This is a genomic window from Nocardioides terrigena (genome assembly GCF_003047265.1).
Lineage (GTDB): Bacteria > Actinomycetota > Actinomycetes > Propionibacteriales > Nocardioidaceae > Nocardioides > Nocardioides terrigena.
Genome location: NZ_PZYY01000015.1, coordinates 35265 through 58455, shown reverse-complemented (window position 1 = coordinate 58455; position 23191 = coordinate 35265). Strand labels below are relative to the sequence as shown.

The following is a 23191-nucleotide window of genomic DNA, read 5'->3' as shown; positions in this document are numbered from 1 at the left end:
AACCACCACCACAACTTCAAAAGCCATGGTGACGGGGCATAACAAACTAATTCGTCGACTATGACACACTGTTGAGTTCTCAAACATCAGACGCATTACCGTGCTGCAACCAAGTGGCTACGAGCTGCGGTGGCTTGTCCAACATTAGGCGGTGTATTTCCGGCGATGCAAATCGCTGGCTTTTCCCGCCTGTCCGCAGCGTTACGATCTGGTTTGCTCTGCACTCAGTGCGGAGCCGCCTCGATCGAGGTGGTGCGGTCGGTCTGCCCGGGGCCGGAAGCCCGGCCTTCTGGCCTTGCTCCCCGCCGCTCCCTGGCGACGAACAGAACATTAGACCGGACCCCACGATCGCGCAAATCGAAACCGTGTGACGGGGCGCACAATCACGTTTCCGCAGGTCAGAGGCCTTTTTGGGCGTGGACACGTGCGTGTCGCGCCCGTCAGGACCGGTGCCGCAGGGCCCTCAGACCACCTCGACGCCTGCGAAGTTCTTCTTGCCGCGGCGCAGCACGAGCCATGCGCCGCCCAGCAGGTCGGCCTCCGCCGGCACCCGGTCCGGGTCCTCGACGCGCTCGTTGTTGAGGTAGGCCCCGCCCTCCGAGACGGTGCGACGGGCCTCGCCCTTGCTCTTCGCCAGCCCGGTCTCGACGAACAGGTCGACCACGGTGGGCATCGCCGTACGGGACACCGACGCACTCCCGGCTTCGCGCACGGCGGCCGCGAGGGTCGACGTACTGATCGAGTGCAGGTCTCCCCCACCGAAGAGCGCGGCGGCTGCGGCCTTGGCCTGCTCGGTCTCCTCCACCCCGTGGACCAGCGTGGTCACCTCGTCGGCGAGGCGACGCTGGGCCGCCCGCTTCCACGGCTCGTCGGCCGTCTGCTTCTCCAGCTCCTCGATCTCGTCGCGGGACAGGAAGGTGAAGATGCGCAGCATCTCGGCGACCTTCTCGTCCTCCACGTTGAGCCAGAACTGGTGGAAGGCGTAGGGCGACATCATCCCCGCGTCGAGCCACAGGGCGCCGCCCTCGGTCTTGCCGTACTTGGTGCCGTCGGCCTTGGTGACCAGGGGCGTCGCGAAGGCGTGCGCCTGGTTGGCGGTGGCACGCCGGATCAGCTCGGCTCCCCCGGTGATGTTGCCCCACTGGTCGGAGCCGCCGAACTGAAGCGTGACGCCGTGGTCGCGGTTGAGCGCCATGAAGTCCATCGACTGCAGCAGGACGTAGGAGAACTCGGTGTAGCTGATCCCCGAGTCGAGACGGCGCTTGACCGTGTCGCGCGCCAGCATCCGGTTGACCGGGAAGTGCTTGCCGATGTCACGCAGGAAGTCGATGACCGACAGCGACGCCGTCCAGTCGTAGTTGTTGACGACGGTCGCCGCGTTGGGCCCGTCGAACGAGACGAAGCCCGAGACCTGGGTGCGCACCCGCTCGGTCCAGTCCTTGACGGTGTCGAGACTGTTGAGCGTGCGCTCCCCCGAGTCCTTCGGGTCGCCGATCATGCCGGTGGCGCCGCCCACGAGGATGTACGGCGTGTGGCCGGCGTCCTGGAGCCGGCGCGCGGTGACGAGCTGGACGAGGTTGCCCATGTGCAGGCTGGGTGCCGTCGGGTCGAAGCCGACGTAGAACCGGACGCTCCCCTCACCCAGCGCTTCGCGCAGGGCGTCGATGTCGGTCGAGTGGGCGACGAGTCCTCGCCAGGCCAGCTCGTCGAGGACGTTCGGGGTCGACACGTGGGGTCCTTCCGGTGGGGGTTCACACCTAGCCTGCCAGACGGCGTCCCCACCTAGCATGTGTGATCTCCCCTGATGGAAGGCGTGACGTGATCGCAGGCAGGTACACCCTCGAGCGCGAGATCGGTCGTGGCGGCACCGGTGCCGTCCACCTCGGTCGCGACGAGGTGCTCGGGCGACCCGTGGCCCTCAAGCGGATCGGCATGATCCCCGGCGCCGATGCCCCCGACCTGGCCCGCGCCGAGCGCGAGGCTCGACTGGCCGCGATGCTCAACCACCCCCACGTCGTGGGCGTCTACGACCTCGTCGTCGAGGACGACCACCAGTGGCTGGTCATGGAGTACGTCGAGGGCGAGACCCTGGCGCAGCGGATCCGGCGGTTGGGACCTCTCGGGCACGCGGACGCGGCGTCCCTCATGTGGCAGGCGGCCGACGCCCTCGCGGAGGCGCACGCCCACGACGTCGTGCACCGGGACGTGAAGCCCTCGAACATCCTCGTGACGGCCGCGGACCAGGCCAAGCTGACCGACTTCGGCATCGCGCGGGCGCAGGCCGACGCGAGCCTCACCCAGACCGGTCTCGTCACCGGCTCCCCCGCCTACCTGGCCCCCGAGGTCGCCTCCGGGTCGACCGCCACGGCCGCGAGCGACGTCTGGTCCCTCGGTGCGACGCTCTTCCACGCCCTGGCCGGGCGACCGCCGTACGACGTGGGCGAGAACCTCATCGGCGGGCTCTACAAGATCGTGCACGAGGATCCGCCGCGCCTCGACGACGCCGGTCCGATGGCCACCGTGCTCGAGCACACGATGGTCCGCGACCCCGCCCAGCGCTGGACCATGGTCCAGGTCCGGGACCACCTCGACGCCCTGCGCCGCGGTGAGACGCCGACACAGGTGGTCCCCGTCCCCGCTCCCGTCCCCCCGGCGTCCCAGGACCCCGCGACGACGGCCGCACGCTCCACGACCCGGACCACCACGATCGCACCCACGCCCCGGTCGGCCCGACGCCGACGCTCCCCGCTCCCCTGGCTCGTCGCCCTCGCGGCCGCGGTCCTGGTGGGGATCCTCGCGTTCGCCGCCCTCCAGGACGACCCCGAGCAGCCGACCGCCGGCACCGACCCGTCCCCCTCCGAGACGACGGGGACCTCGGAGCCGACGCAGGAGCCGTCGCAGGAGACGCCGACCGAGGAGGCCACCCGGCCTGCGACGAAGCGTGAGATGACCGAGTTCATCACCACCTACCTCTCCACCGTCACCTCGGACCCCGAGGCGACCTTCCAGATGCTGACCCCGGAGTTCCAGGAGGCCAGCAACGGCTTCGAGGGCTACTCGGGCTTCTGGGGGACCGTGGAGTCCGCGACGCCACGCGACATCAGCGCTGACCCCGAGTCGCTCACGGTGACCTACACGGTCGACTACGTCATGCAGGACGGCGGCCAGAACACCGACGACGTGTCCTTGCAGCTGGTCCGGCAGGACGACACCTACCTCATCGCGGGGGAAGCCTGACGTCGTGACCTGCCCCTCCTAGAGTGCAGGGGTGGCGGACGTGGGGAACGGCATCGACGACGCGCTGTACCGCAGCATCGTCGAGGAGTCCCCGGACGGCATCTGGGTCTTCGACCTCGAGGGCCGGACCATCTATGCGAACGCCGCCCTCGCCGGGCTCGTCGGGATCGACCCGGCCGAGCTCGGGTCGCTCTCCGTGCTCGACCCGCTCGACGACGAGGGTCGCGCACAGTTCCGGACGCACCTCGCCGCCCTCCGGGAGGGCCGTTTCAACCCGACGGACGTCGAGTGCCAGTGGGTACGACGGGACGGCAGCACGCTGTGGGTGCTCGTGCGGGAGAGCGCCGTGCACGCCGAGGACGGCACCCTGACCGGTGTCCTGCACCGGGTCAGCGACTACTCGCAGCGTCGCGCGACCCTCATGGAGCTCACCCAGGCGCGTGCCGAGCTCGCCGAGAAGGTGTCGCAGTACGACCTGCTCCAGGGCGTGGCCAGCGCGGCCAACGACGCCAGCAGCCTTGCGCAGATCCTCGGCCGCGGCCGGGAGCTGCTGCTCCTGATGGACGACTGGGAGCGCGCGGTGGCCTTCCTGGTGGAGGGCGGCACCCTCACCCGCCTGCACCCCGTCGCCGAGGAGCGCGAGCGCGAGATCGCCGACGACGAGGCCCACCCCGAGCGGGCCGCCCGGGAGCTGGCAGTGGCGACGCGAGCGGCGCGCAGCGGCGTACCGGAGTGGGACGAGGACCGTGTCTCCCTGGCCTTCCCCATCAAGCACCTGGGTCGGGTGCACGCCGTCGGGGTCATGACCGCGACGCCGCCGCTGGAGCAGTTCGAGCTGATCGAGGGGATGGTGGACCACGTCGTCCAGCAGCTGGAGCACGTCCTGGCCCGCGAGCTGGCCGAGCTCTCGCTGGCCGAGGCCCGCGACGCCGCGATGGCGGCCTCGCAGCAGAAGTCGGACTTCCTGGCAACGGTCAGCCACGAGATCCGGACCCCGCTCAACGGGGTGCTCGGTCTCGACGACCTGCTGCTGAGGACCCGGCTCGATCCCGAGCAGCGTCGGCTCGCCGACGGCATCCGCACGTCGGGCCAGCTGCTGCTCTCCCTCATCAACGACATCCTCGACTTCAGCAAGATCGAGGCCGGCCGCGTCGTGCTCGAGCAGATCGACTTCGACCTGCGCGCCGTGCTCGACCAGGTGGCCGGCCCGATCGGGGGCGTCGCCGCCGCCAAGGGCCTGGACTTCTCACTCACGTACGACGCGAGCGCACCCGCCGTGCTCCGCGGCGACCCCACCAAGGTGAGCCAGGTCTTCGCCAACCTCGTGACGAACGCCGTGAAGTTCACCGAGCGCGGCAGCGTCCACGCGACCGTGCGAGCACACCGGCTCGGCGACCTCTGGCGCCTCACCGTGCGTGTCGACGACACCGGCATCGGCATCGACACCTCCACGACCGACGTCTTCGCGCCGTTCCGCCAGGCCGATTCGTCGACCACCCGGATGTTCGGCGGGACGGGGCTGGGGCTCGCCATCTCACGGGAGCTGGCCCAGGCCATGGGCGGCGACGTGGGTTACACGAGCACCGCGGGCCGAGGGAGCAGCTTCTGGTTCACCGGGATCTTCCGACCCGCGTCCGGGGCGGACCCGGTCACCCTCGCCGGCGCGATCGGCCCGGAGCCGTCGGTGCCGGTGGCCCCGTTGCGCGTGCTCGTCGTCGAGGACAACCGCGTGAACCAGCTCGTCGCCACCGGCATGCTCACCGCCCTCGGTCACGCGGCGGACACCGCCGAGGACGGGCTCGCGGCGCTCGCGGCGCTGGACCAGGCGTCGTACGACCTGGTGCTCATGGACGTGCAGATGCCGCGGATGGACGGGTACGAGGCCACCCGGGCCCTGCGGGCGCGCGAAGCCGACGGGGAGCGGACGCTGGTGATCGCGATGACCGCCAACGTCGTCGCCGGCGAGCGCGAGCGGTGCCTGGCCGCGGGCATGGACGACTTCCTCACCAAGCCGGTCGACCTCGAGCACCTCACGCGCACCCTGGCCCAGTGGTTCGCCGGTGAGGGAGCGCTCGACCTCGCCCGGCTCGACCTGCTGCGCGACATGGACCCCGACGACACGTCGTACCTCGAGCGGGTGACCGGGCGGTTCGAGGAGACCACCGCCGCGGCGGCCGACGACCTCCGCTGCGCGGTCGAATCGCGGGACCCGGACGCGCTGCGTGCCCATGCCCACAAGCTCGCGGGCGGCGCTGCCAACCTCGGTGCCGTCGAGGTGGTCGCCCTGGCGCGGGAGCTCGAGGCGCTCGGCGACGCCGGTACGACGTCCGGGGCCGCGCCGCTGCTGCCTCGCCTCGCCACCGCGCTGGACCGGGCGCGCGCCGGGATCCGGGCCTACCGCGAGCGGTGGCTGAGGCCCGCGCCGTAGGACGCGGGCCGTGGTAGGGCGGGTGGGGCTCGAACCCACGACCCAAGGATTATGAGTCCTCTGCTCTGACCGACTGAGCTACCGCCCCGCGTTCACTGTTTCCGCAGGTCAGACGCCGTCCTGCGCGTCCCTGCGGGTCCAGTCGACGTAGACGTGCACGTCGCCCGGGTAGAGGGACCCTATCGGTCCAGCGAGACGAGGTACTCGGCGCACTCGGCGAGATCGCAGTTGTCCGCTCCACCCGGACCGGGTGAGGCCGTCGAGGTCCTGACGCTCGACAGTTGAGGCCCCACCAACAAGGAGCACCCATGTCAGACGACAGCAACACCCCCGACCGTGAGATGACGGCGGCCGCCGTGTCCGACGGCGCCTACACCCTCCTCGTCGCCGACTTCAGCGACACCAGCACGGCGTGGGAGGCCTACGAGGCCCTCAAGTCCGTGGAGGACGGCCGCACCGTCGAGATCGAGGGCGTCATCGTGGTCAACCGCTCCGCCGACGGCACGCTGGAGATCCAGAAGGCCACCGACCACAGCACGAAGTCCGGTCTCAAGTGGGGCGTGGTCGGCGGCATCGCGCTCGGCGTCATCTTCCCACCCTCGATCCTCGGCAGCGCCGCCGTCGTCGGCTCCGCCGGTGCGCTCGCCGGCAAGCTGCGCCAGCGCCACCACCACGGCGAGCTCGAGCAGCAGCTCGAGACCGCCATCCCACCCGGGCACTCCGGCCTGCTCGCGCTGGTCTCCGACCCCGGCGCGGTCAAGATCCGACGGGCGCTCGATCGGGCCGATGCCATCGTCGAGTCCACCATCGCCAAGGTCGAGGCCGACGACATCAAGGCAGCAGCAAAGGAAGCCCAGGAGAGTGACTCCTGAGCGGACAGCAGCGCTGACCAACGTGCCGGTTCCGAGGACGCCGGCGCCCCGGACGGGTGAGCATTCGACCCATGCGCCGCCTGCTCACCGCCCTCGCCCTCCTGCTCGCCGTCACGCTGTCGGCCCTCACCGGGAGCGTCGTGCCCGCGCAGGCGTTCGTCGACAAGGACTGCGCGGACTTCGCCACGCAGGCCGAGGCGCAGGCGTTCTTCCTGGCGGCCGGTCCGGGCGACCCGCACCGCCTCGACGCGGAGGGTGACGGGCTGGCCTGCGAGTCCAACCCCTGTCCGTGCACGGGGTCCGCGCCGGTGCCGCTGGTAGGGCAGACCACCAACCCGACGCCCACGCCGACGCCCACCCCCACGCCGGTGAGCGACCCGGACGGCTCCGGTAGCAGCGGTCCCGTCCAGCGGCACACCGGCGTCGTCGTCAAGGTCACCGACGGCGACACCCTCAAGGTCCGTGTGCGCGGCGTCGGCGTGCGCGACGTGCGCGTTCTGGGCATCGACACTCCCGAGGTCCACGGCCAGCGCGAGTGTGGCGGCCCAGACGCCTCGGCCAGGATGCAGCGCCTGGCACCGGTCGGCTCACGCGTGGTGCTCGTCTCCGACGCGAGCCAGGCGGACCGGGACCGCTACGGGCGCTGGCTGCGGTACGTCGCTCGCGGCGGCCGCGACGTCGGCAAGGCGCAGGTTCGCGCCGGCCTCGCGACGACGTACGTCTACCGGGGCAACCCCTTCGCCCGCACCCGGGAGTACCGGCGCGTGGAGGCCCGCGCCGAGCGCGCCGGTCGGGGCAGCTGGTCGCGCTGCTGGTCCTGAGCGATGGTCAGTCCGTGACCTGCACCTCGTGCATCCGCTCGACGGCGCGGTAGCCGAAGGCGGTGTTGGTGCGGTACATCGCATGGTTCTCGGGGTCGGTCCAGGTGTGGATCACCACGCGCTCGGGGTGCTCGGCCAGCACGATCCGGAGCGTCGCGGCCTTGAGGGCCGCGCCGAGGTGGCGGCCTCGGTGCTCGGGCATCACCAGCGTGTCGTCCTGGATGGCGTCGTCGGTCCCGTGGCCGAGGTAGGTGAGCGAGTAGCCGCCGAACACACCATCGTCGCGCCGGCGGGCCGCCGCGACGACCGAGGAGTAGGAACGTCCGGTGCGCTCCTCCCCCACCCGCAGCCGCTCGACGGTCATGTCCACCGGCTCGAGGTCGAGCTCGCCGACCGGCACGTCGTGGTTCATCCTGGTCCGCATCTCGCAGTAGGCGTCGACGTGCTCGTCGGGGCACCGGTCGCGCCAGGTGACGATCTCGTAGCCGTCGGGGTCCACCGCCGGCGGGGTCGCGGGCAGCGGGAGCAGCAGGTGGTCCTCCACGTGCACGCTGCGGTAGCCCAGCCCGGTGGCGAACGCGAGCCCCGGCGAGTCGACGCCCGGGACGGCGTACACCTCGCCGCAGGCGCTCGTGCGTCCCTCCGCGGTCCGGAGCCGGGTGGCCTCCTCGTGCAGTGCGCGCCCCACCCCGCGACGGCGGTGCGCGGGCAGCACCGAGATCTCCAGGTCCGCGAGGTGGGTGTTGTCCTGGAGCGAGAGCCCGAGGTCCGCGGACCCCACCACCTCCCCGTCGAGGACCGCGACGAGCGGGAGGTAGCGGCGATAGGCGCTGGGGTTGCGCCACGCGTTCAGCAGCGCGTCGTACGTGCGGGTGACGGCGTGCGGACGGTCGTGGCGGGCCACCGCCTGCTCGACGTCGTGGAACGCGCGGGTCGCGGCGTCGTCGTGCACGTCGAGCTGCTGGATCTCCATGCGCCCATCTGACCGCGTCGGACCGGTCGCCCGCCACCGGTTTGAGTGCCATGCTCGACGCATGACCGACGTCGAGCAGCTCCCCGAGGACTGGCAACGCGCGCTGTGCATCGTGGCGCACCCCGACGACCTGGAGTTCGGCGCGGCGGCCGCTGTCGCCCGCTGGACCGGGCAGGGCAAGGACGTCGCCTACTGCATGGTGACCAGCGGTGAGGCCGGCATCGACGGGATGCATCCCGACGAGTGCCGGTCGGTCCGCGAGGCCGAGCAGGTCGAGTCCGCGCGCCTGGTGGGGGTCTCGACCGTGGAGTTCCTGGGCCTGCCCGACGGCATCGTGGAGTACGGCGTGCCGCTGCGGCGCACGCTGGCGGAGGTCATCCGCCGCCACCGGCCAGACGTCGTGGTCACCGGCAACTTCCGCGACACGTGGGGCGGACAGTCGCTCAACCAGGCCGACCACATCGCCGTCGGTCGCGGCGTGCTCGACGCGGCGAGGGACTCGGGCAACCGGTGGATCTTCCCCGAGCAGCTCGACGGTGACCTGGAGCCCTGGGGAGGTGTCCGGGCGGTGTGGGCCTTCGGCTCACCCGAGGCCCGGCACGCGGTGGACACGACCGGGACCTTCGACGCCGGAGTGGCGTCGCTGGAGGCCCACCGTGCCTACATCGACGGCCTCGGCTGGGAGCACTTCGACCCCCGCGAGTTCCTCGAGGGCATGGCCCGCCAGACGGGCCAGGGCCTCGGGGTCGCGTTCGCCGCGCCCTTCGAGGTCTACCCGCTCGGCTGGGGCGACTGATCGCCGCTCCGACCCGGGCATCGCTCGACGCGCTCGGCGTCGCGTCCGCGTGGCTGGCGCGTCGCGACCCGGAGACCGTCCCCGACGTCGTGGTGCTGTGCGGCAGTGCCGTGCTGCGCTCCCTCGACGTGACGGCCGACCTGTTGGCCGAGCACCCGCGGGCCCGGCTGGTCGTCACGGGCGGGCGGGGCCACTCGACCCCCGCCCTCTTCGCCGCCGTCCGGCCCTGGGCCATCGCGGACGACGGCTCGTCGGAGGCCGCGGTGCTCGCCGCACTGCTCGTGTCCCGCCACGGTGTCGACGCCGAACAGGTCATCCTCGAGGAGGCGTCGACGCACTGCGGCGAGAACGCCAGCCTCACCGCACCGCTGCTCCCCGACGGTCGCGTGGTGGTCGTCCAGGACCCGACGATGCAGCGCCGGACCCACGAGTCCTTCCGTCGCGCGCTGGCCGGTCGGGACGTGACCATCTCCAGCCGGGCGCCCTTCGTGCCCGTCGTGCGCCGCGACGGCGGGTACGACGACGTGGGAGACCGCGCGTGGGACCTGGACCGCTTCGTGGACCTCGTCCTCGGCGAGCTGCGACGGCTGCGTGACGACGAGCGGGGCTACGGACCGCGGGGCACCGGCTTCATCGGGCACGTCGACCTGCCGCCGGAGGTGGAGGCCTCGGCGCGCGTGCTCGGCGAGGCGTTCCCGGGGGCCGCCCGGGGCTGAGCCCGGACATCACCCCAAGCGGACAGCAAGCGGGGAGGTGGACCTTGTGAGCCTCACGTCCTCTCCCAAGGTGGTGCCTCATGAGCCGGATCCTGCGCAACTCGCCTGTCTCGGAACCAGACCCCAGACGGTCCGGCGCGGGAGGTCATCCCCGTCGGCGGCCAGGGAGGGGTCGCTTGCGCAGGTGGGTGTCGGTGGGAGCCGTCCTGGCCATCCCGGCGTCGTTCATCCTTCCCGTCACCCTCGCGCCGGCGGCCGACGCCGCTGCCGCTGAGGTCGGGCAGGGCTTCACGGTGTCGCCCTCCGACCTCGCCTACATCCTCAAGCAGATCAAGATCGCCGAGAAGCACGTCGCCGACACCACGTCGTCGACCGGCGCCTGTGGGGCCCTGCGCTCCCAGCTCGCCAGCCCGCTGGTGTCCTTCGGCCTGCGCACCGTCGACGGGTCGTGCAACAACCTGGTCGCCGGCAAGGAGCGCAGCGGCGCCGCTGACGAGGAGTTCCCCCGGCTCGCCGCGCCCGTCTTCAAGCCGGCCGAGGACGCACCGGCCACCTTCGGCGGCGGGAGCTCGTCGTACGCACAGAAGTCCGGCAACGTCTTCGACACCCAGCCGCGCACGGTCAGCAACCTGATCGTCGACCAGACGTCGACGAACCCGGCCGCGATCGCCGCGGCGGGCTTCCCGGTGCGCACCCAGGGCAACCCGGGCGTCGTACCGTGCACGACGGACCCGGACCCGCTGGCCGACCCCCCGATCGCGGCCGTCCCGACGGACTGCACGCCGTCCTTCGAGACGCTCTTCATCCCCAACGTGACCACGGACGTGGGCCTGTCCCCGCCGTACAACTCGCTGTTCACGCTGTTCGGCCAGTTCTTCGACCACGGCGTCGACCAGACCGTCAAGGGCGGCGGCACCGTCTTCGTCCCGCTCAAGGACGACGACCCGCTGGTGGCGGGCAAGGACCACAGGTTCGGCACCGCCGACGACCTGAGCCCCAGCCTGCGCTTCATGGTCCTCACCCGGGGGAAGAACCAGCCCGGCACGGACGGCGTCATGGGCACCGAGGACGACGTCCAGGACGCCGACAACACCGACTCGCCGTGGGTGGACCAGAGCCAGACCTACACCTCGCACGCGTCCCACCAGGCGTTCCTGCGGGAGTACACCACCAACGCTGCGGGACGACCGGTCCCCACCGGCAAGATGCTGGGTGGCGTGCTCGCCGCTGACGCGGTGGCCGGTGTCGACTCCGGCATGGCCACCTGGGCCTCGACGAAGGAGCAGGCTGCGACCCTCCTCGGTCTCCAGCTCACCGACAAGGACGTGCTCAACGTCCCGATGCTCGCCGTGGACGCCTACGGCAACTTCCTGCCCGGACCACTGCGTGGCCTGCCGCAGTACGTCACCGACTCCGGCCTCGTGGAGGGCGACACCGCGTCACCGGTCCCGGTGCCGGGTGACGTGAAGTACTTCGACACGCCGTTCCTCACCGACATCGCGCACAGTGCCGAGCCCACGACTGCCGCACTGGCCGTCGGTCCGGACAGCAACACCACCGCGGGTGAGCAGCTCGACGTCACCTCCCCCGCCGGGTCGTACGACGACGAGCTCCTCGACGCGCACTTCATCGCCGGCGACGGGCGCGTGAACGAGAACATCGGGCTCACCGCCATCCACCAGGTGTTCCACTCCGAGCACGACCGACTGGTCGACGACATCAAGAACACGCTCGCCACCGACACCACTGCCAGTGGCATCGCCGCTCTCGCGGAGTGGAAGTCCACGGCGGGAGCCGACGGGTGGAACGGCTCGCGGCTGTTCCAGGCGGCGCGCTTCGTCACCGAGATGGAGTACCAGCACCTCGTCTTCGAGGAGTTCGCCCGCAAGGTACAGCCGGGGATCAACCCCTTCGAGCCCTTCGCCTTCACCCAGACCGACCTCAACCCGGCCGTGCGCGCGGAGTTCGCGCACGCGGTCTACCGGTTCGGGCACTCGATGCTGACCGAGACCATCTCGCGTCGCAACGCGGACGGCAGCGACAACGACATCTCGCTGCTCGACGGCTTCCTCAATCCCCCGGCCTACACGGACGGTGGGAGTGCGGGCACGCTGAACGCCGCTCAGGCGGCCGGCAGCATCGTCATGGGCATGACGGACCAGACCGGCAACGAGCTCGACGAGTTCGTGACCGAGACGCTGCGCAACAACCTGCTCGGTCTGCCCCTCGACCTCGCCAGCATCAACATGACGCGGGCCCGGTCCGAGGGCGTGCCCCCGCTGAACGTCTTCCGTCGTGACGTCTTCGCCAGGACGAACGACGGCCAGCTCAAGCCCTACACGAGCTGGGTGGACTTCGGTGAGAACCTCAAGCACCCCGAGTCACTGGTCAACTTCGTGGCGGCGTACGGCCAGCACCCGACGATCCTCAGGGACGTCGACGGGCCCGACCAGATCCTGGTCGACGACCCGGGCACGGCCGTCGACGAGTCGGCCGACAACAACGGTCCGGCGACGCTGAAGTCCCGGCGGGCCGCCGCGACCCGACTCGCCAACCCGGTGCTCGGTGACACCGAGACCCCGACGGACGCTGCTGCCTTCATGAACAGCACGGACGCCTGGGCGAACAGCGGCAGTCGCTCCATCACGGGTCTCGACGACGTGGACCTCTGGGTCGGCGGCCTCGCCGAGACGACGACTCCCTTCGGGGGCCTGCTCGGCACGACGTTCAACTACGTGTTCGAGAACCAGATGACCGACCTGCAGAACGGTGACCGGCTCTACTACCTGGCCCGGACGCCCGGCATGAACCTGCGCGCCCAGCTCGAGGGGAACTCCTTCGCCGAGATGATCGAGCGCAACACGGACGGGACGAACACCCTCAAGGCGGACGTCTTCGCCACGTCGGACTGCAAGTTCCAGCTCGCGAACCTCGCAGGGACCCCGGCCGGCTTCACTCAGTTCGGGAACACGGTCGCCAACGACCCGACCACGGAATGCGACGAGACGGCACTGCTCATCCGTCAGCCCAACGGCACGATCCAGTACCGGGCACGCAACACCGTCGACCCGCCCGGCATCAACGGCCAGAGCGTCTACAACGGGACGAACAACGTCGACCGCATCTACGGCGGCAACGACAACGACACCTTCTGGGGCAACCTGGGCAACGACATCATCGAGGGCGGCGGCGGAGCCGACGTGGCACTCGGTGGCGAGGGCAGCGACATCATCACCGACCTCGCCGGTGACGACGTTCCCAAGGGTGGTCCGGGCAACGACGCCATCGACGCCGGACCCGGTCTCGACATCGTCATGGGTGGCAACGGCAAGGACTTCACGAACGGTGGAGCCAATGCCAACGAGACCTTCGGTGGTGCCGGTGACGACTTCATCATGCTGGGCCAGAGCCTCGACGCAGCGTTCGGGGACAGCGGCAACGACTGGGAAGAGGGCGGTGACCAGCCGGACCTGATGCAGGGTGACAGCGGCAACCTCTTCTTCCTCGACGACTCGCAGGCTCCGGGCTCGGACGTCCTCATCGGCCAGGGCGGCGATGACGACTACGACATGGAAGGTGGCGACGACATCGGGGTCGCCGGTCCGGGCATCGAGAAGGTGGCGGCCGCCTCCGGCTACGACTGGCAGATCGCCGGCAGTCCCGGCCAGGGCGACCCGATCGCCCAGGACCTCGACCTGGCCCTGCCGATCGCACCGCTGGACATCCTGCAGGTCGGTGTCCGTGACAAGTTCAACGAGGCCGAGGCCCTCTCGGGAGGGGTGCTCGACGACATCCTGCGGGGTGACGACGTGGTCCCCAGCGCCGTGGGCGGCGGAGGCTTCATCGGCTGCGACGCGCTCGACCAGGACGGACTGGACCGGATCTCCGGTCTCGACGACCTGGTGCCGCCGCTGGCCACACCGCGCACCGCCGTGGTCGCGGCATCCGCCTCCGGCGACTGCCCGATCCTCAGCGGCACCAACGTGTGGGGTGACGGCAACATCCTCCTGGGTGGTGCGGGCAACGACCTGATCGAGGGACGGGGCGCCGACGACATCATCGACGGCGATGCCTACGTCAACGTCAGGCTCAGCGTCCGGACCAACCCGGCGGACGCCTCGACCGAGATCGGTACCACCGACCTCATGGAGAACGCCTACCTCACGGGGAGCGCGACGACGCTGCAGGAGGCGGTCTTCAACGGGACCGTCGACCCGGGCAACATCGTGCTGGTCCGTGAGGTGCTGTCCAGCACGGGAGCCAGCGACGACACCGCGTTGTTCTCCGGTCCTCGTGCGGACTACGACGTCACCTTCGGGCCCACCAGCATCACGGTGGCACACACCCGGGGGGCGGCGACCGACGGGACGGACACGCTGCGCGGCATCGAGAAGCTGCAGTTCTCCGACACCACCATCACCCTGCTCACGCCCGCGGCCCCGGCCGCTCCCACGGCGGTCGCAGGGAACGCCTCGGCGACGGTCACCTTCACCGCCCCGGCGGACAACGGTGGTCCCGCACCGACCAGCTTCACCATCGTCGCCACTCCGGCGACGGTCACCGCGGCCACCCCGGTGGTCACGGTGACAGGTATCGCTGCGGCGGGCAGCCGGGTGGTCGCGGGCCTGGTGAACGGCACGGCCTACACCTTCCAGGTGCAGGCGGTGAACGAGTTCGGTCCGGGCGCCCTGTCCGCGGCCTCCAACACGGTGACGCCCACCGCTCCGGTGGCCACCACGGCTCCGGGGGCGCCGACCATCGGGACCGCGGTCGCCGGCAACGCGTCGGCCACGGTCAACTGGACCGCTCCGGCCAACACCGGCGGCTCGGCGATCACGGAGTACCGCGTGCAGGTGCGGGTCGGGACCACCCTGATCCGGACGGTGACCGGCATCGCCCCGACGGCGACCAGCACGGTCGTCACCGCGCTGACCAACGGCACCGGGTACAACTTCCGGGTCCGGGCGGTCAACGCAGTGGGCGTGGGAGCTCTCTCGGCGGCCAGCAACACGGTCACCCCGACGGGACCGGCGCCGGCAACGGCACCGGGGGCTCCCACCATCGGGACCGCGGTCGCCGGCAACGCGTCGGCCACGGTCAGCTGGACCGCTCCGGCCAACACCGGCGGCTCGGCGATCACGGAGTACCGCGTGCAGGTCCGGGTCGGGACCACCCTGATCCGGACGGTGACCGGCATCGCCCCGACGGCGACCAGCACGGTCGTCAGCGCGCTGACCAACGGCACCGGGTACAACTTCCGGGTCCGGGCGGTCAACGCCGTCGGCGTCGGAGCACTGTCCGCAGCCAGCAACACCGTCACCCCGACGGGCCCGGCGCCGGCAACAGCACCGGCTGCACCCACCATCGCAACCGCGGTGGCGGGCGTGGCAGGTGGCGCGATCACGGCGACCGCCAACTGGGCGGCGCCGGCCAACACCGGCGGCTCGGCCATCACCGGGTACCGCGTGTTCGCCCTCCGGATGAGCGCCGCAGGCGCGGTGCTGCAGACGACCCAGTCGGCAGTGCTCGCCTCGACCGCCCGCACGTTGGCGATGACCCTGCCGCAGACCGGTAACTACCGGTTCCAGGTGGTCGCCATCAACGCCATCGGCACCAGCCCCCGCTCGGCCAGGTCCAACCTGGTCGCAGGGAGGTAGCCGGCGGCACCTTCCCACACCCAGAACACCCCGGGTCCCTCGACGCCCGGGGTGTTCTGGCGCGCAAGACGATCACCCGAATCGGCCCACCCCGGGCGGTCGTCGCCGCCCCTAGGCTGCCGACATGATCCGGTTCCTCGTGCGCACCGCCATCTTCATCGTCTCCGCGGCCGTCGGCCTCCTGGTGACCGCAGCCGTCGTCGACGGCTTCGAGGTCACGGCCAGCGGGTTCCTCACCGCGGTCCTGATCTTCGCGGTGATCCAGAGCGTCCTGTCGCCCTTCATCGCCAAGGTCACCGCCCGCAACGCCGCGGCGTTCCTCGGCGGGGTCGGCCTGCTCTCCACGTTCGTGGCGCTCTGGCTCACGACCGTCATCGGCGATGCGCTCACCATCGAGGGCGGCGCGACCACGTGGCTCGCCGCCACCGTCATCGTGTGGCTGGCCACCGCGCTGGCCACCCTGTTGCTCCCGATCATCCTGGTCAAGACCGGTGTCGAGGCGGCCCGCGACCGGAACTGACCCCGGCCGGAACGCAGAAGGGCCCCCGACCCGTGTGGTGACGGATCGGGGGCCCTTCGCTGGCTCCCCCGGTTGGACTCGAACCAACAACCCTCCGGTTAACAGCCGAATGCTCTGCCAGTTGAGCTACAGGGGACCGCTGAGCGGCGTGAGAACCCTAGCAAGCCCCCCGCGGCGTTGAGAAATCAGGCCAGCCCGACGTCGCCACGGGCCGCGACGAGCGCCTCCGCCGCGGCCGAGCGCACCGCCGGATCGGCGGGGTCGACGCCCTCGTCGTACTCGTAGAACCACTCGATCGGCGCGTTGCCCCGCGGGGCGCGACGACCGATCACGCGTACGCCGCGGCGCCCGGCGAGCGGGACGTGGCGCTGCAGCACGACACTCGCCGTGACGCGCTCGCGCACGAGCTCGAGCAGCCGGCCGGGCTCGGTGAGCTCGAGGTCGTGCTCGATGCGCTGCTCGCCCCACGTGCCGACGAGCGAGACGCGCAGCATGTCGGTGTCGGCATCCCAGTCGGCGGCCTCGACCTGCTCCCAGGGGATCCGGGTGACGTCCCCGGCCATGTCGAGGTACAACGCGTCACGGGTACCCGCGAGGACCCCGTCGTCGACGGTCCTGCACCAGGCCAGCACGCGCTCCCCCGGGCCGACCACCAGGTCCGGGGCCGACGTCCGCCGCAGCGGCCTCACTGGGCCGTCACCTGCTGGTCACGCAGGGTGCGGCGGTGCTGCTCGAGGGCGACCAGCTCGCCGAACATCTTGTTGTAGTCGGCCTGGTGCTCGACCGGGTTGGTGCGCTGGAGGCGCGACTTGAGGTCGGCGATGCGCCGCATCGTGGTGAGCTCCTGGAGTCGGTAGACATGCTTGGCGACGTAGGCCGCCTCGGGCGCGGCCGGCGTCAGGACCGGCTCGACCCCGAGCTCGGAGATCGCGGACGAGACGTGGGGATCGGCCACCCCCGACCGCAGCCGGGTGCTCCAGCCCTCGTCGCCGGCGGCCGCCGCCGGCCCGCCGGCCGCCGCGACCGCCTCCCAGACAGCCCGGTAGACGGGGTGGGTGAAGTCGTCGGGCCCCAGCCCGTTGATCACCCGTCCCGTGGAGCCCGGGTGCTGGATGACGATCTTGAGCGTCTCGCGCTCGATGGAGAAGCGCGGGTCGCGCAGGCTCGGCAGCTGCGGTCGCTGCGGGGCCGGGGCTGCCTCCGGCTCGGGCGTCGTGCGGCGGGAGTCCTGGCGCGAGTCGCTGCGGGCGGCGGCGGGCGCGGGCCGGTTGGCGGCGCGGCGTACCTCCGCTCGGGCGTCGTCGACGTCGACGCCGATCATCCCGGCGATCTCGCGGGCGAAGGCGTCGACCTTGGACTTGTCGCGGATGCTCGAGACCAGGGCGGCCGCCTCCCGCAGGGCGTCGACCCGACCATCGGCCCGGTCGAGGTCGTACTTGGTCAGCACGTTGCCCATCACGAAGCGGTAGAGGGGCTTGCGCGTGGCGATGAGCTCGCGCACGGCGGCGTCGCCCTTCTGCAGGCGCAGGTCGCAGGGGTCGAGACCGTTGGGCTCGACGGCGACGTAGGTCTGGGAGACGAAGTTCTGGTCGCCGCCGAAGGCGCGCAACGCGGCCTTCTGCCCGGCGGCGTCGCCGTCGAAGGTGAAGATCACCTCGCCCCGGAACTCCTCGTGGTCGTGCAGGAAGCGCCGCAGCACCCGGGCGTGGTCATCGCCGAAGGCGGTGCCGCAGGTGGCGACGGCGGTCTGGACGCCGGCGAGGTGGCAGGCCATCACGTCGGTGTAGCCCTCCACCACGACGGCCTGGGAGGACCGGGCGATCTCGCGGCGCGCCAGGTCGAGGCCGTAGAGGACGGTGTTCTTCTTGTAGATCGGCGAGTCGCCGGTGTTGAGGTACTTGGCGTCGATGCGGTCGTCGTCGAAGATCCGTCGCGCGCCGAAGCCGATCGTCTCGCCGCTCCCCTCGCGGATCGGCCAGAGCAGCCGGCCGCGGAACGCGTCGTAGTGGGAGCGGCCCTGCTTGACGAGCCCGGCGGTGACGAGCTCCTCGTTGGTGAAGCGCCGGCCGCGCAGGTGGCGCAGCAGCGCCTCGCCGTCGCGCGGAGCGAAGCCGACGCCGAAGGTCTCGGCGCTGGCCTGGTCGAAGCCCCGCTGGCCGAGGAACTGCCTCGCGACCAGGGCGTCGGGGGTGGCCAGCTGCTCGGCGTAGTACTCCTGGGCGATCTTGTGCGCCTCGATCAACCGGCCGCGGGCCGGGCCGCGCGGGCGCTCGGCCTCGTCGCCGTCCTCGCGCCGGAGGACCACGCCGTACTTGTCGGCGAGCCGCTCGAGGGCCTCGGCGAAGGAGAGGCCGTCGATCTTCATCAGGAAGGAGATGACGTCGCCGCCCTCTTGGCAGCCAAAGCAATGAAAGAATCCGCGCGAGGCGTTGACGTTGAACGACGGGGACTTCTCGTCGTGGAACGGACACAGGCCCTTGAGCGACCCGCCGCCGGCGCGCTTGAGCGTGACGTACGACGACACGACGTCGTCGATGCGCGCCTTCTCGCGTACTTCGGCGATGTCGTCGTCGCGGATCCGGCCTGCCACGTGGCGGAGTCTACGTCCGCGCCGCGCGCCACCCCCACGGGTGCGGCCCAGTTCCCATCCGGCCCGTCCTGGGGCACGTTGGAGGCATGACGGATCAACGTACGAACGCCGACCCGACCCTGGGGGCGCTGGTCCACCAGCTCACCCAGCAGGTCCCCGACCTCATCCGTTCGGAGATGCGACTGGCCCAGGCCGAGGTGGCCGAGAAGGGCAAGCGCGCCGGCGTCGGGATCGGCATGTTCAGCGTCGCCGGGCTGCTCGCGTTCTTCGCGGTCGGCACCCTGATCACCACCGCTGTGCTGGCGCTCGCGCTCGTCGTCGACGCCTGGCTGGCCGCTCTCCTCGTGGCGCTCGTGCTCCTCGCCGCGGCCGCCGTCGCCGGGCTGATCGGCAAGAACAAGGTCGCCTCCGCAGGCCCTCCCAAGCCGGAGCGAGCCATGGAGGGCGTCAAGGAGGACATCGCGACCGTGAAGGGTGCACACCGTGCCTGAGAACAGGACCCCCGAGCAGATCGAGGCCGAGATCGCGGCCCAGCGGGCGCAGCTCGCCGACACCGTCGACCAGCTCACCGCCAAGCTCGACGTGAAGTCGCAGGCCCGGGCCCGCGTCGCGGACGTCAAGCACCGTGCCACCAACGACGACGGGGCCCCGCGCCCCGAGGTGCTCGCCGCCGCCGGCTCGCTGGTGGCCATGGCCCTCGTCCTGGTGTGGTGGCGCCACCGCTCATGAGCGGCGACACGCGCACGTCGCGCCACGAGGCGACCACCCCGGACCCCGAGGACGGCCGCAAGCCCGACAGCCCGGCGGACCTCGAGAAGCGGTCCTGGATGTACGTCGCCCGCAAGACGTGGCGTGAGTTCAGCGACGACCAGTGCACGGACCTGGCCGCCGCCCTCACCTACTACGCGGTGCTGTCGATCTTCCCGGCCGCCATCGCTCTCACTTCCCTGCTCGGGCTGGTGGGCCGGGCCGAGGAGTCGGTGGACACGGTCCTGGAGGTCCTGGACCCGCTGGTCTCCCCCGAGATGCTCGGCACCATCGAGCCCGCGCTGCGCCAGATCTCGGAGTCGCAGAGCGCCGGGCTCGCCCTGCTCCTCGGTCTCGCCGGAGCGCTCTGGACGGCCTCGGGCTACGTCGGCGCCTTCGGCCGGGCGATGAACCGGATCTACGAGATCCCCGAGGGGCGGCCGTTCTGGAAGCTGCGCCCGGTGATGCTCCTCATCACCGTCGTCGCCCTGGCCCTGATGGCCGCCGTGCTGCTGATGCTCGTCGTCTCCGGACCCGTGGCCCAGTCCATCGGCGACGTGATCGGGCTCGGCGACGTGGCCCTGACGGCGTGGGGCATCGCGAAGTGGCCGATCCTGGCGGTCACGGTCGTGCTGGTCGTCGCCCTCCTCTACTACGCCACCCCCAACGTGAAGCAGCCCAAGTTCCGGTGGATCTCCGTCGGCGCCCTGGTCGCGATCGTCGTGTGGGTGCTCGCGTCGGTCGCGTTCGGGTTCTACGTCGCCAACTTCGCGTCGTACAACAAGACCTACGGCTCCCTGGCCGGCGTCATCGTGGCCCTGCTCTACCTGTGGTTGACCAACCTCGCGCTGCTCCTCGGCGCCGAGGTCGACTCCGAGCTCGAGCGCGGCCGCCAGCTCCAGGCCGGCATCGCCGCCGAGGAGGAGCTCCAGCTCCCCGCGCGCGACACCCGCACCATCCGCAAGGCGGAGAAGAAGGAGGCCGAGGACATCGCCCGCGGCCGCCGGATCCGCGAACAGCACGATGACACTCCCCAGCATGACCCCCACAGAGAGGAATCACGATGAAGAAGCTGTTGGTACTCGTCGCAGGCGGGATCGGCTACGTGCTCGGCACGCGAGCAGGCCGTGAGCGCTACGAGCAGATCAAGGGCATGGCCGTGAAGGTCAAGGAGGACCCGCGCGTCCAGGACGCCGCCCACCAGGCGGCCGACACCGCCAAGGCCCAGGCACCGGTCGTCAAGGACAAGGTGACCGCCGCGGCCAGCGCCGCCGCAGACAAGGTCAAGCCCTCGGGCAGCAACGACTCCGACCTGGAGGCGCAGCTCAACCCCGACAACGTGGCCCTGCAGGACAACCCGTACCCCCAGGGCAACCTGCCCTGACGGTCAGCCGACCAGGGTGGCGTGACGCGACACCGCGCTCGCGTCGGTGAGCGACGCGACCTGGTCGACGACCACGCGGCGGCGGGCGGCATCGTCGTCCGCCGCCGCCCAGTCGTCCGAGAACGGGCGGTCGAGCGCGTCAGCGCCCCGCTCCCACAGCGCCGCGAACAGCTCGGCCAGCAGCAACCGCTGTCGCTCCATCAGCGACAACCGGTCGGTGGCCTGCATGACGTAGTGGGCCGCGATCCCCTTGAGGATGCCGATCTCCACCAGCGTCGCGTGCGGAACCACGAGCTCGGCCCGGTGGCGGACCAGAGGTCCATCGGCCGCCGCGAAGGTGGCGGCCTGGACGCTGCCGCAGAACCGCCCGATCAGGTCGCTGGTGAGGTTCTTGATGGCCGCGAGGTCGCGCCGGGTCCCGGCGTAGGCCGCCGTCGGCCAGCTCTCCTGGCGTCGCATCGACGCGAGCGCCTCGGAGAGCTCGTCGTCGGACGAGTCGGGGAGGTACCACGCGCGGACGGTCTCCCAGAGCGCGTCGAGGTCGAGCCGGGTCAGGTCGAGGCGCCCGGCCACGATGCCGTCCTCCACGTCGTGCACGGAGTAGGCCACGTCGTCGGCGAGGTCCATGACCTGCGCCTCGACGCACTGGCGGCGACCGGCCACGCCCTCGCGCAGCCAGTCGAAGACCGGGGCGTCGTCGTCGTACACACCGAACTTCACGACGAACCGCGGCGTGCCGTCGGCGTGCACCCCGCCCGGACCGGGTGCCCCGTCGCGTGACCACGGGTACTTGGTGCAGGCGTCGAGGGTGGCCCGGGTGAGGTTGAGCCCCACCGACGCACCCGTAGCGTCGAAGGTCTTGGCCTCGAGGCGCGACAGCAGCCGCAGCGTCTGGGCGTTGCCCTCGAAGCCGCCGCAGTCCTGGCTCAGCTCGGCGAGGACCCGCTCGCCGTTGTGGCCGAACGGCGGGTGGCCCAGGTCGTGGGCCAGCGCAGCCGTCTCGGTGATGTCGGGGTGGCAGCCCAGCGCGCGGGCCAGGTCGCGGGCGACCTGCGCCACCTCGAGGCTGTGGGTGAGCCGGTTGCGCACGAAGTCGTCCGTCTGCGGCCCGACCACCTGGGTCTTGGCCGCGAGCCGGCGCGACGCAGCGGCGTGCACCACCCGGGCGCGGTCGCGCTCGAAGGCGGTGCGCACGGGGGCGTCGACCCGCTTGGGCGGCTCGTCCACCACGCGCGCGCGGTCGTGCTCGTCGTACAGCTCGTCGGGTGTCATCGCCCGCGAGCCTAGTGACAACGACCGACGGGGCCCGACCCCGCTCCACCAGCGGTGTCAGGCCCCGTCGTCAGAGTCTGCGTGCGTCACGTGCAACTCGTGCGGCAGCGTGGCGCCGAAGGCGACACGCTCGCACCGTTCAACTCGTGCGCCGAAGGCGACACGGTCACACGAACCAGCGTGCGGCAGCGTGGCGGCGAAGCCGACACGCTCGCACCAAACCGATCAGTACACGGTGACGTGGACGTGGTCGTAGTGGTTGGCGGTCGTGGAACCACGGTCGGACATGTAGCGCCAGCCCTCGCCGCTCCGCTCGACCGACCACATCTTCTGGGAGTAGATGATGTACTCGATGCCGAGCGAAGAATAGTTGGCACGGAGGAACTCGGCGATGGCCCAGCCGGTCTCGCCGCTGACCATGATGTCGATGGCGCGGCCCTCGCCGTGCTCGCCGTCGCTGCGCCATGTGCCGTACGACGTGATCTCGGGCCAGTTGGCACAGACGACGTCGTGGATCTCGTAGAGCGAGGGGCTGCCGGCGTCGATGGCCGAGCCGTTGGTGCACTGGCCACCGAGGGCCGGGCCGGTCTCGGGCTTCTCGTCGGCGAGGTAGCCGGCGGTCACCCACCGGGACTTCCCACCGACGACGACCTCGACGCGGTCGCCGTCCTTGCGGCCGGTCACGAGGACCTTCTCGAGGCCCTCGACGAGGCCGACGTTGCGGGCGTCGCCGTCGGCACTCGTCCACAGGTTGAGCTCGGTCGTCGTCCAGAGCCGGGTGTCGGCGCTCCGGACGGCCCTGAGCGTGGCCTGCTGCTCCTGGCGGGCCTCTCGCTCGGCCCGTTGCCGGGCCTCTTGCCGGGCTTTCTGGCGGGCCTCGGCGGCCTCGGCGCGAGCGTCCTGACGACGCTCGGAACGCGACACGACGTCACCGCGCGGGGCGACGCTGGAGGCGGAGATGCCGGCAGCAGCACTGCTCGACGAGGCGAGCAGGTCGTCCGTGCCGGGGATGGAGGGGTTGGAGGTCATGACACCCACGGCGACGGCGGACAGGGTCGCGAGAACTGCGACGGGTCCGGCCACCTGGATGGCAGAGGGCATGGTGCGGCGGGCATTGGCGTCCCGCTTGTGGCGATGCTGAGCCACAGCGCTGATCCTTTGCTGTTGCGTGCAGGGGG

At 71.1% G+C, this 23191-nt stretch carries 18 protein-coding genes and 2 tRNA genes; 12 read left to right on the top strand and 8 right to left on the bottom strand.

Going from position 1 to position 23191, the window contains the following annotated elements; translation table 11 throughout:
* Positions 1-463: 463 nt before the first annotated feature.
* On the bottom strand, positions 464-1729 hold the full coding sequence (gene tyrS, locus DAE25_RS22015) for a tyrosine--tRNA ligase (protein WP_234411203.1): 1266 nt from the start codon (positions 1727-1729) through the stop codon (positions 464-466).
* Between the two features lie 89 nt (positions 1730-1818).
* Here tyrS and DAE25_RS22010 point away from each other — a divergent pair, with 89 nt between their 5' ends.
* The gene (locus DAE25_RS22010; protein WP_159083893.1) at positions 1819-3237 is read left to right on the top strand and encodes a serine/threonine-protein kinase; all 1419 of its coding nucleotides are present in this window, start codon (positions 1819-1821) and stop codon (positions 3235-3237) included.
* Positions 3238-3268: 31 nt separating this feature from the next.
* A complete protein-coding gene (locus tag DAE25_RS22005) occupies positions 3269-5665 on the top strand; it encodes a hybrid sensor histidine kinase/response regulator (RefSeq protein ID WP_107768382.1) in 2397 nt (798 codons plus the stop codon).
* Between the two features lie 11 nt (positions 5666-5676).
* Here the strand turns inward: DAE25_RS22005 and DAE25_RS22000 are convergent.
* Positions 5677-5753 (bottom strand) — tRNA-Ile (locus tag DAE25_RS22000).
* A 220-nt stretch (positions 5754-5973) separates the two neighbouring features.
* Here DAE25_RS22000 and DAE25_RS21995 point away from each other — a divergent pair.
* Both DAE25_RS21995 and DAE25_RS23650 read left to right on the top strand, forming a co-directional pair.
* The gene (locus DAE25_RS21995) at positions 5974-6537 is read left to right on the top strand and encodes a DUF1269 domain-containing protein (protein ID WP_107768380.1); all 564 of its coding nucleotides are present in this window, start codon (positions 5974-5976) and stop codon (positions 6535-6537) included.
* Positions 6538-6608: 71 nt separating this feature from the next.
* Positions 6609-7358: a thermonuclease family protein gene (locus DAE25_RS23650; protein ID WP_199907730.1), complete on the top strand. Its 750-nt coding sequence runs from the start codon at positions 6609-6611 to the stop codon at positions 7356-7358.
* Between the two features lie 7 nt (positions 7359-7365).
* Here DAE25_RS23650 and DAE25_RS21980 read toward each other — a convergent pair whose 3' ends face one another.
* The gene (locus DAE25_RS21980) at positions 7366-8331 is read right to left on the bottom strand and encodes a GNAT family N-acetyltransferase (RefSeq protein ID WP_159083892.1); all 966 of its coding nucleotides are present in this window, start codon (positions 8329-8331) and stop codon (positions 7366-7368) included.
* Between the two features lie 61 nt (positions 8332-8392).
* On the opposite strand from DAE25_RS21980, the gene DAE25_RS21975 reads away from it, so the two are divergent.
* From DAE25_RS21975 to DAE25_RS21960, 4 genes are all read left to right on the top strand, one after another.
* A complete protein-coding gene (locus DAE25_RS21975; RefSeq protein WP_107768377.1) occupies positions 8393-9127 on the top strand; it encodes a PIG-L deacetylase family protein in 735 nt (244 codons plus the stop codon).
* A gap of 89 nt (positions 9128-9216) precedes the next feature.
* Positions 9217-9843 carry a YdcF family protein gene (locus DAE25_RS23325; protein ID WP_325050383.1) on the top strand — a complete coding sequence of 209 codons (627 nt, stop codon included), beginning with the start codon at positions 9217-9219 and terminating at the stop codon, positions 9841-9843.
* A gap of 194 nt (positions 9844-10037) precedes the next feature.
* Positions 10038-15500 (top strand): peroxidase family protein, encoded by a 5463-nt coding sequence (locus tag DAE25_RS21965; RefSeq protein WP_199907729.1) that lies wholly within the window; start codon positions 10038-10040, stop codon positions 15498-15500.
* Positions 15501-15624: 124 nt separating this feature from the next.
* Complete coding sequence (locus DAE25_RS21960; RefSeq protein ID WP_107768371.1) at positions 15625-16020, top strand: phage holin family protein; 396 nt, start codon at positions 15625-15627, stop codon at positions 16018-16020.
* 60 nt (positions 16021-16080) lie between these two features.
* On the opposite strand, the gene DAE25_RS21955 is transcribed toward DAE25_RS21960, so the two are convergent.
* The 3 genes from DAE25_RS21955 to dnaG all read right to left on the bottom strand — a co-directional run bounded on the left by DAE25_RS21955 (position 16081) and on the right by dnaG (position 18610).
* A tRNA-Asn gene (locus tag DAE25_RS21955) sits at positions 16081-16156 on the bottom strand.
* 49 nt (positions 16157-16205) lie between these two features.
* Positions 16206-16709, bottom strand: coding sequence for a hypothetical protein (locus tag DAE25_RS21950; RefSeq protein ID WP_199907728.1), 504 nt, complete (start codon positions 16707-16709; stop codon positions 16206-16208).
* Positions 16706-18610: a DNA primase gene (dnaG, locus tag DAE25_RS21945; RefSeq protein WP_107768369.1), complete on the bottom strand. Its 1905-nt coding sequence runs from the start codon at positions 18608-18610 to the stop codon at positions 16706-16708. Before dnaG ends, DAE25_RS21950 begins: the two co-directional genes overlap by 4 nt.
* 86 nt (positions 18611-18696) lie before the next feature.
* On the opposite strand from dnaG, the gene DAE25_RS21940 reads away from it, so the two are divergent.
* Genes DAE25_RS21940 through DAE25_RS21925 form a run of 4 tightly spaced genes read left to right on the top strand, consistent with a single transcriptional unit; the run spans position 18697 to position 20741 of the window.
* Complete coding sequence (locus tag DAE25_RS21940) at positions 18697-19101, top strand: phage holin family protein (RefSeq protein WP_107768367.1); 405 nt, start codon at positions 18697-18699, stop codon at positions 19099-19101.
* Positions 19094-19339, top strand: coding sequence for a DUF3618 domain-containing protein (locus DAE25_RS21935; RefSeq protein ID WP_159083890.1), 246 nt, complete (start codon positions 19094-19096; stop codon positions 19337-19339). Before DAE25_RS21940 ends, DAE25_RS21935 begins: the two co-directional genes overlap by 8 nt.
* A complete protein-coding gene (locus DAE25_RS21930) occupies positions 19336-20424 on the top strand; it encodes a YihY/virulence factor BrkB family protein (protein WP_107768363.1) in 1089 nt (362 codons plus the stop codon). Before DAE25_RS21935 ends, DAE25_RS21930 begins: the two co-directional genes overlap by 4 nt.
* Positions 20421-20741 carry a hypothetical protein gene (locus DAE25_RS21925; RefSeq protein WP_199907727.1) on the top strand — a complete coding sequence of 107 codons (321 nt, stop codon included), beginning with the start codon at positions 20421-20423 and terminating at the stop codon, positions 20739-20741. The genes DAE25_RS21930 and DAE25_RS21925 overlap by 4 nt, the downstream gene beginning before the upstream one ends.
* Positions 20742-20744: 3 nt before the next feature.
* On the opposite strand, the gene DAE25_RS21920 is transcribed toward DAE25_RS21925, so the two are convergent.
* Together DAE25_RS21920 and DAE25_RS21915 are read right to left on the bottom strand one after the other, a co-directional pair.
* A complete protein-coding gene (locus DAE25_RS21920) occupies positions 20745-22013 on the bottom strand; it encodes a deoxyguanosinetriphosphate triphosphohydrolase (protein ID WP_107768361.1) in 1269 nt (422 codons plus the stop codon).
* Positions 22014-22238: 225 nt separating this feature from the next.
* The gene (locus DAE25_RS21915; RefSeq protein WP_107768359.1) at positions 22239-23159 is read right to left on the bottom strand and encodes a hypothetical protein; all 921 of its coding nucleotides are present in this window, start codon (positions 23157-23159) and stop codon (positions 22239-22241) included.
* Positions 23160-23191: the final 32 nt, after the last annotated feature.

Coding starts and splice junctions, on each gene's coding strand:
- DAE25_RS21995 (WP_107768380.1), top strand. CDS start 5,974: ATGTCAGACGACAGCAACACCCCCGACCGTGAGATGACGGCGGCCGCC.
- DAE25_RS23650 (WP_199907730.1), top strand. CDS start 6,609: ATGCGCCGCCTGCTCACCGCCCTCGCCCTCCTGCTCGCCGTCACGCTG.
- DAE25_RS21980 (WP_159083892.1), bottom strand. CDS start 8,331: ATGGAGATCCAGCAGCTCGACGTGCACGACGACGCCGCGACCCGCGCG.
- DAE25_RS21975 (WP_107768377.1), top strand. CDS start 8,393: ATGACCGACGTCGAGCAGCTCCCCGAGGACTGGCAACGCGCGCTGTGC.
- DAE25_RS21960 (WP_107768371.1), top strand. CDS start 15,625: ATGATCCGGTTCCTCGTGCGCACCGCCATCTTCATCGTCTCCGCGGCC.
- DAE25_RS21940 (WP_107768367.1), top strand. CDS start 18,697: ATGACGGATCAACGTACGAACGCCGACCCGACCCTGGGGGCGCTGGTC.
- DAE25_RS21930 (WP_107768363.1), top strand. CDS start 19,336: ATGAGCGGCGACACGCGCACGTCGCGCCACGAGGCGACCACCCCGGAC.
- DAE25_RS21925 (WP_199907727.1), top strand. CDS start 20,421: ATGAAGAAGCTGTTGGTACTCGTCGCAGGCGGGATCGGCTACGTGCTC.
- DAE25_RS21920 (WP_107768361.1), bottom strand. CDS start 22,013: ATGACACCCGACGAGCTGTACGACGAGCACGACCGCGCGCGCGTGGTG.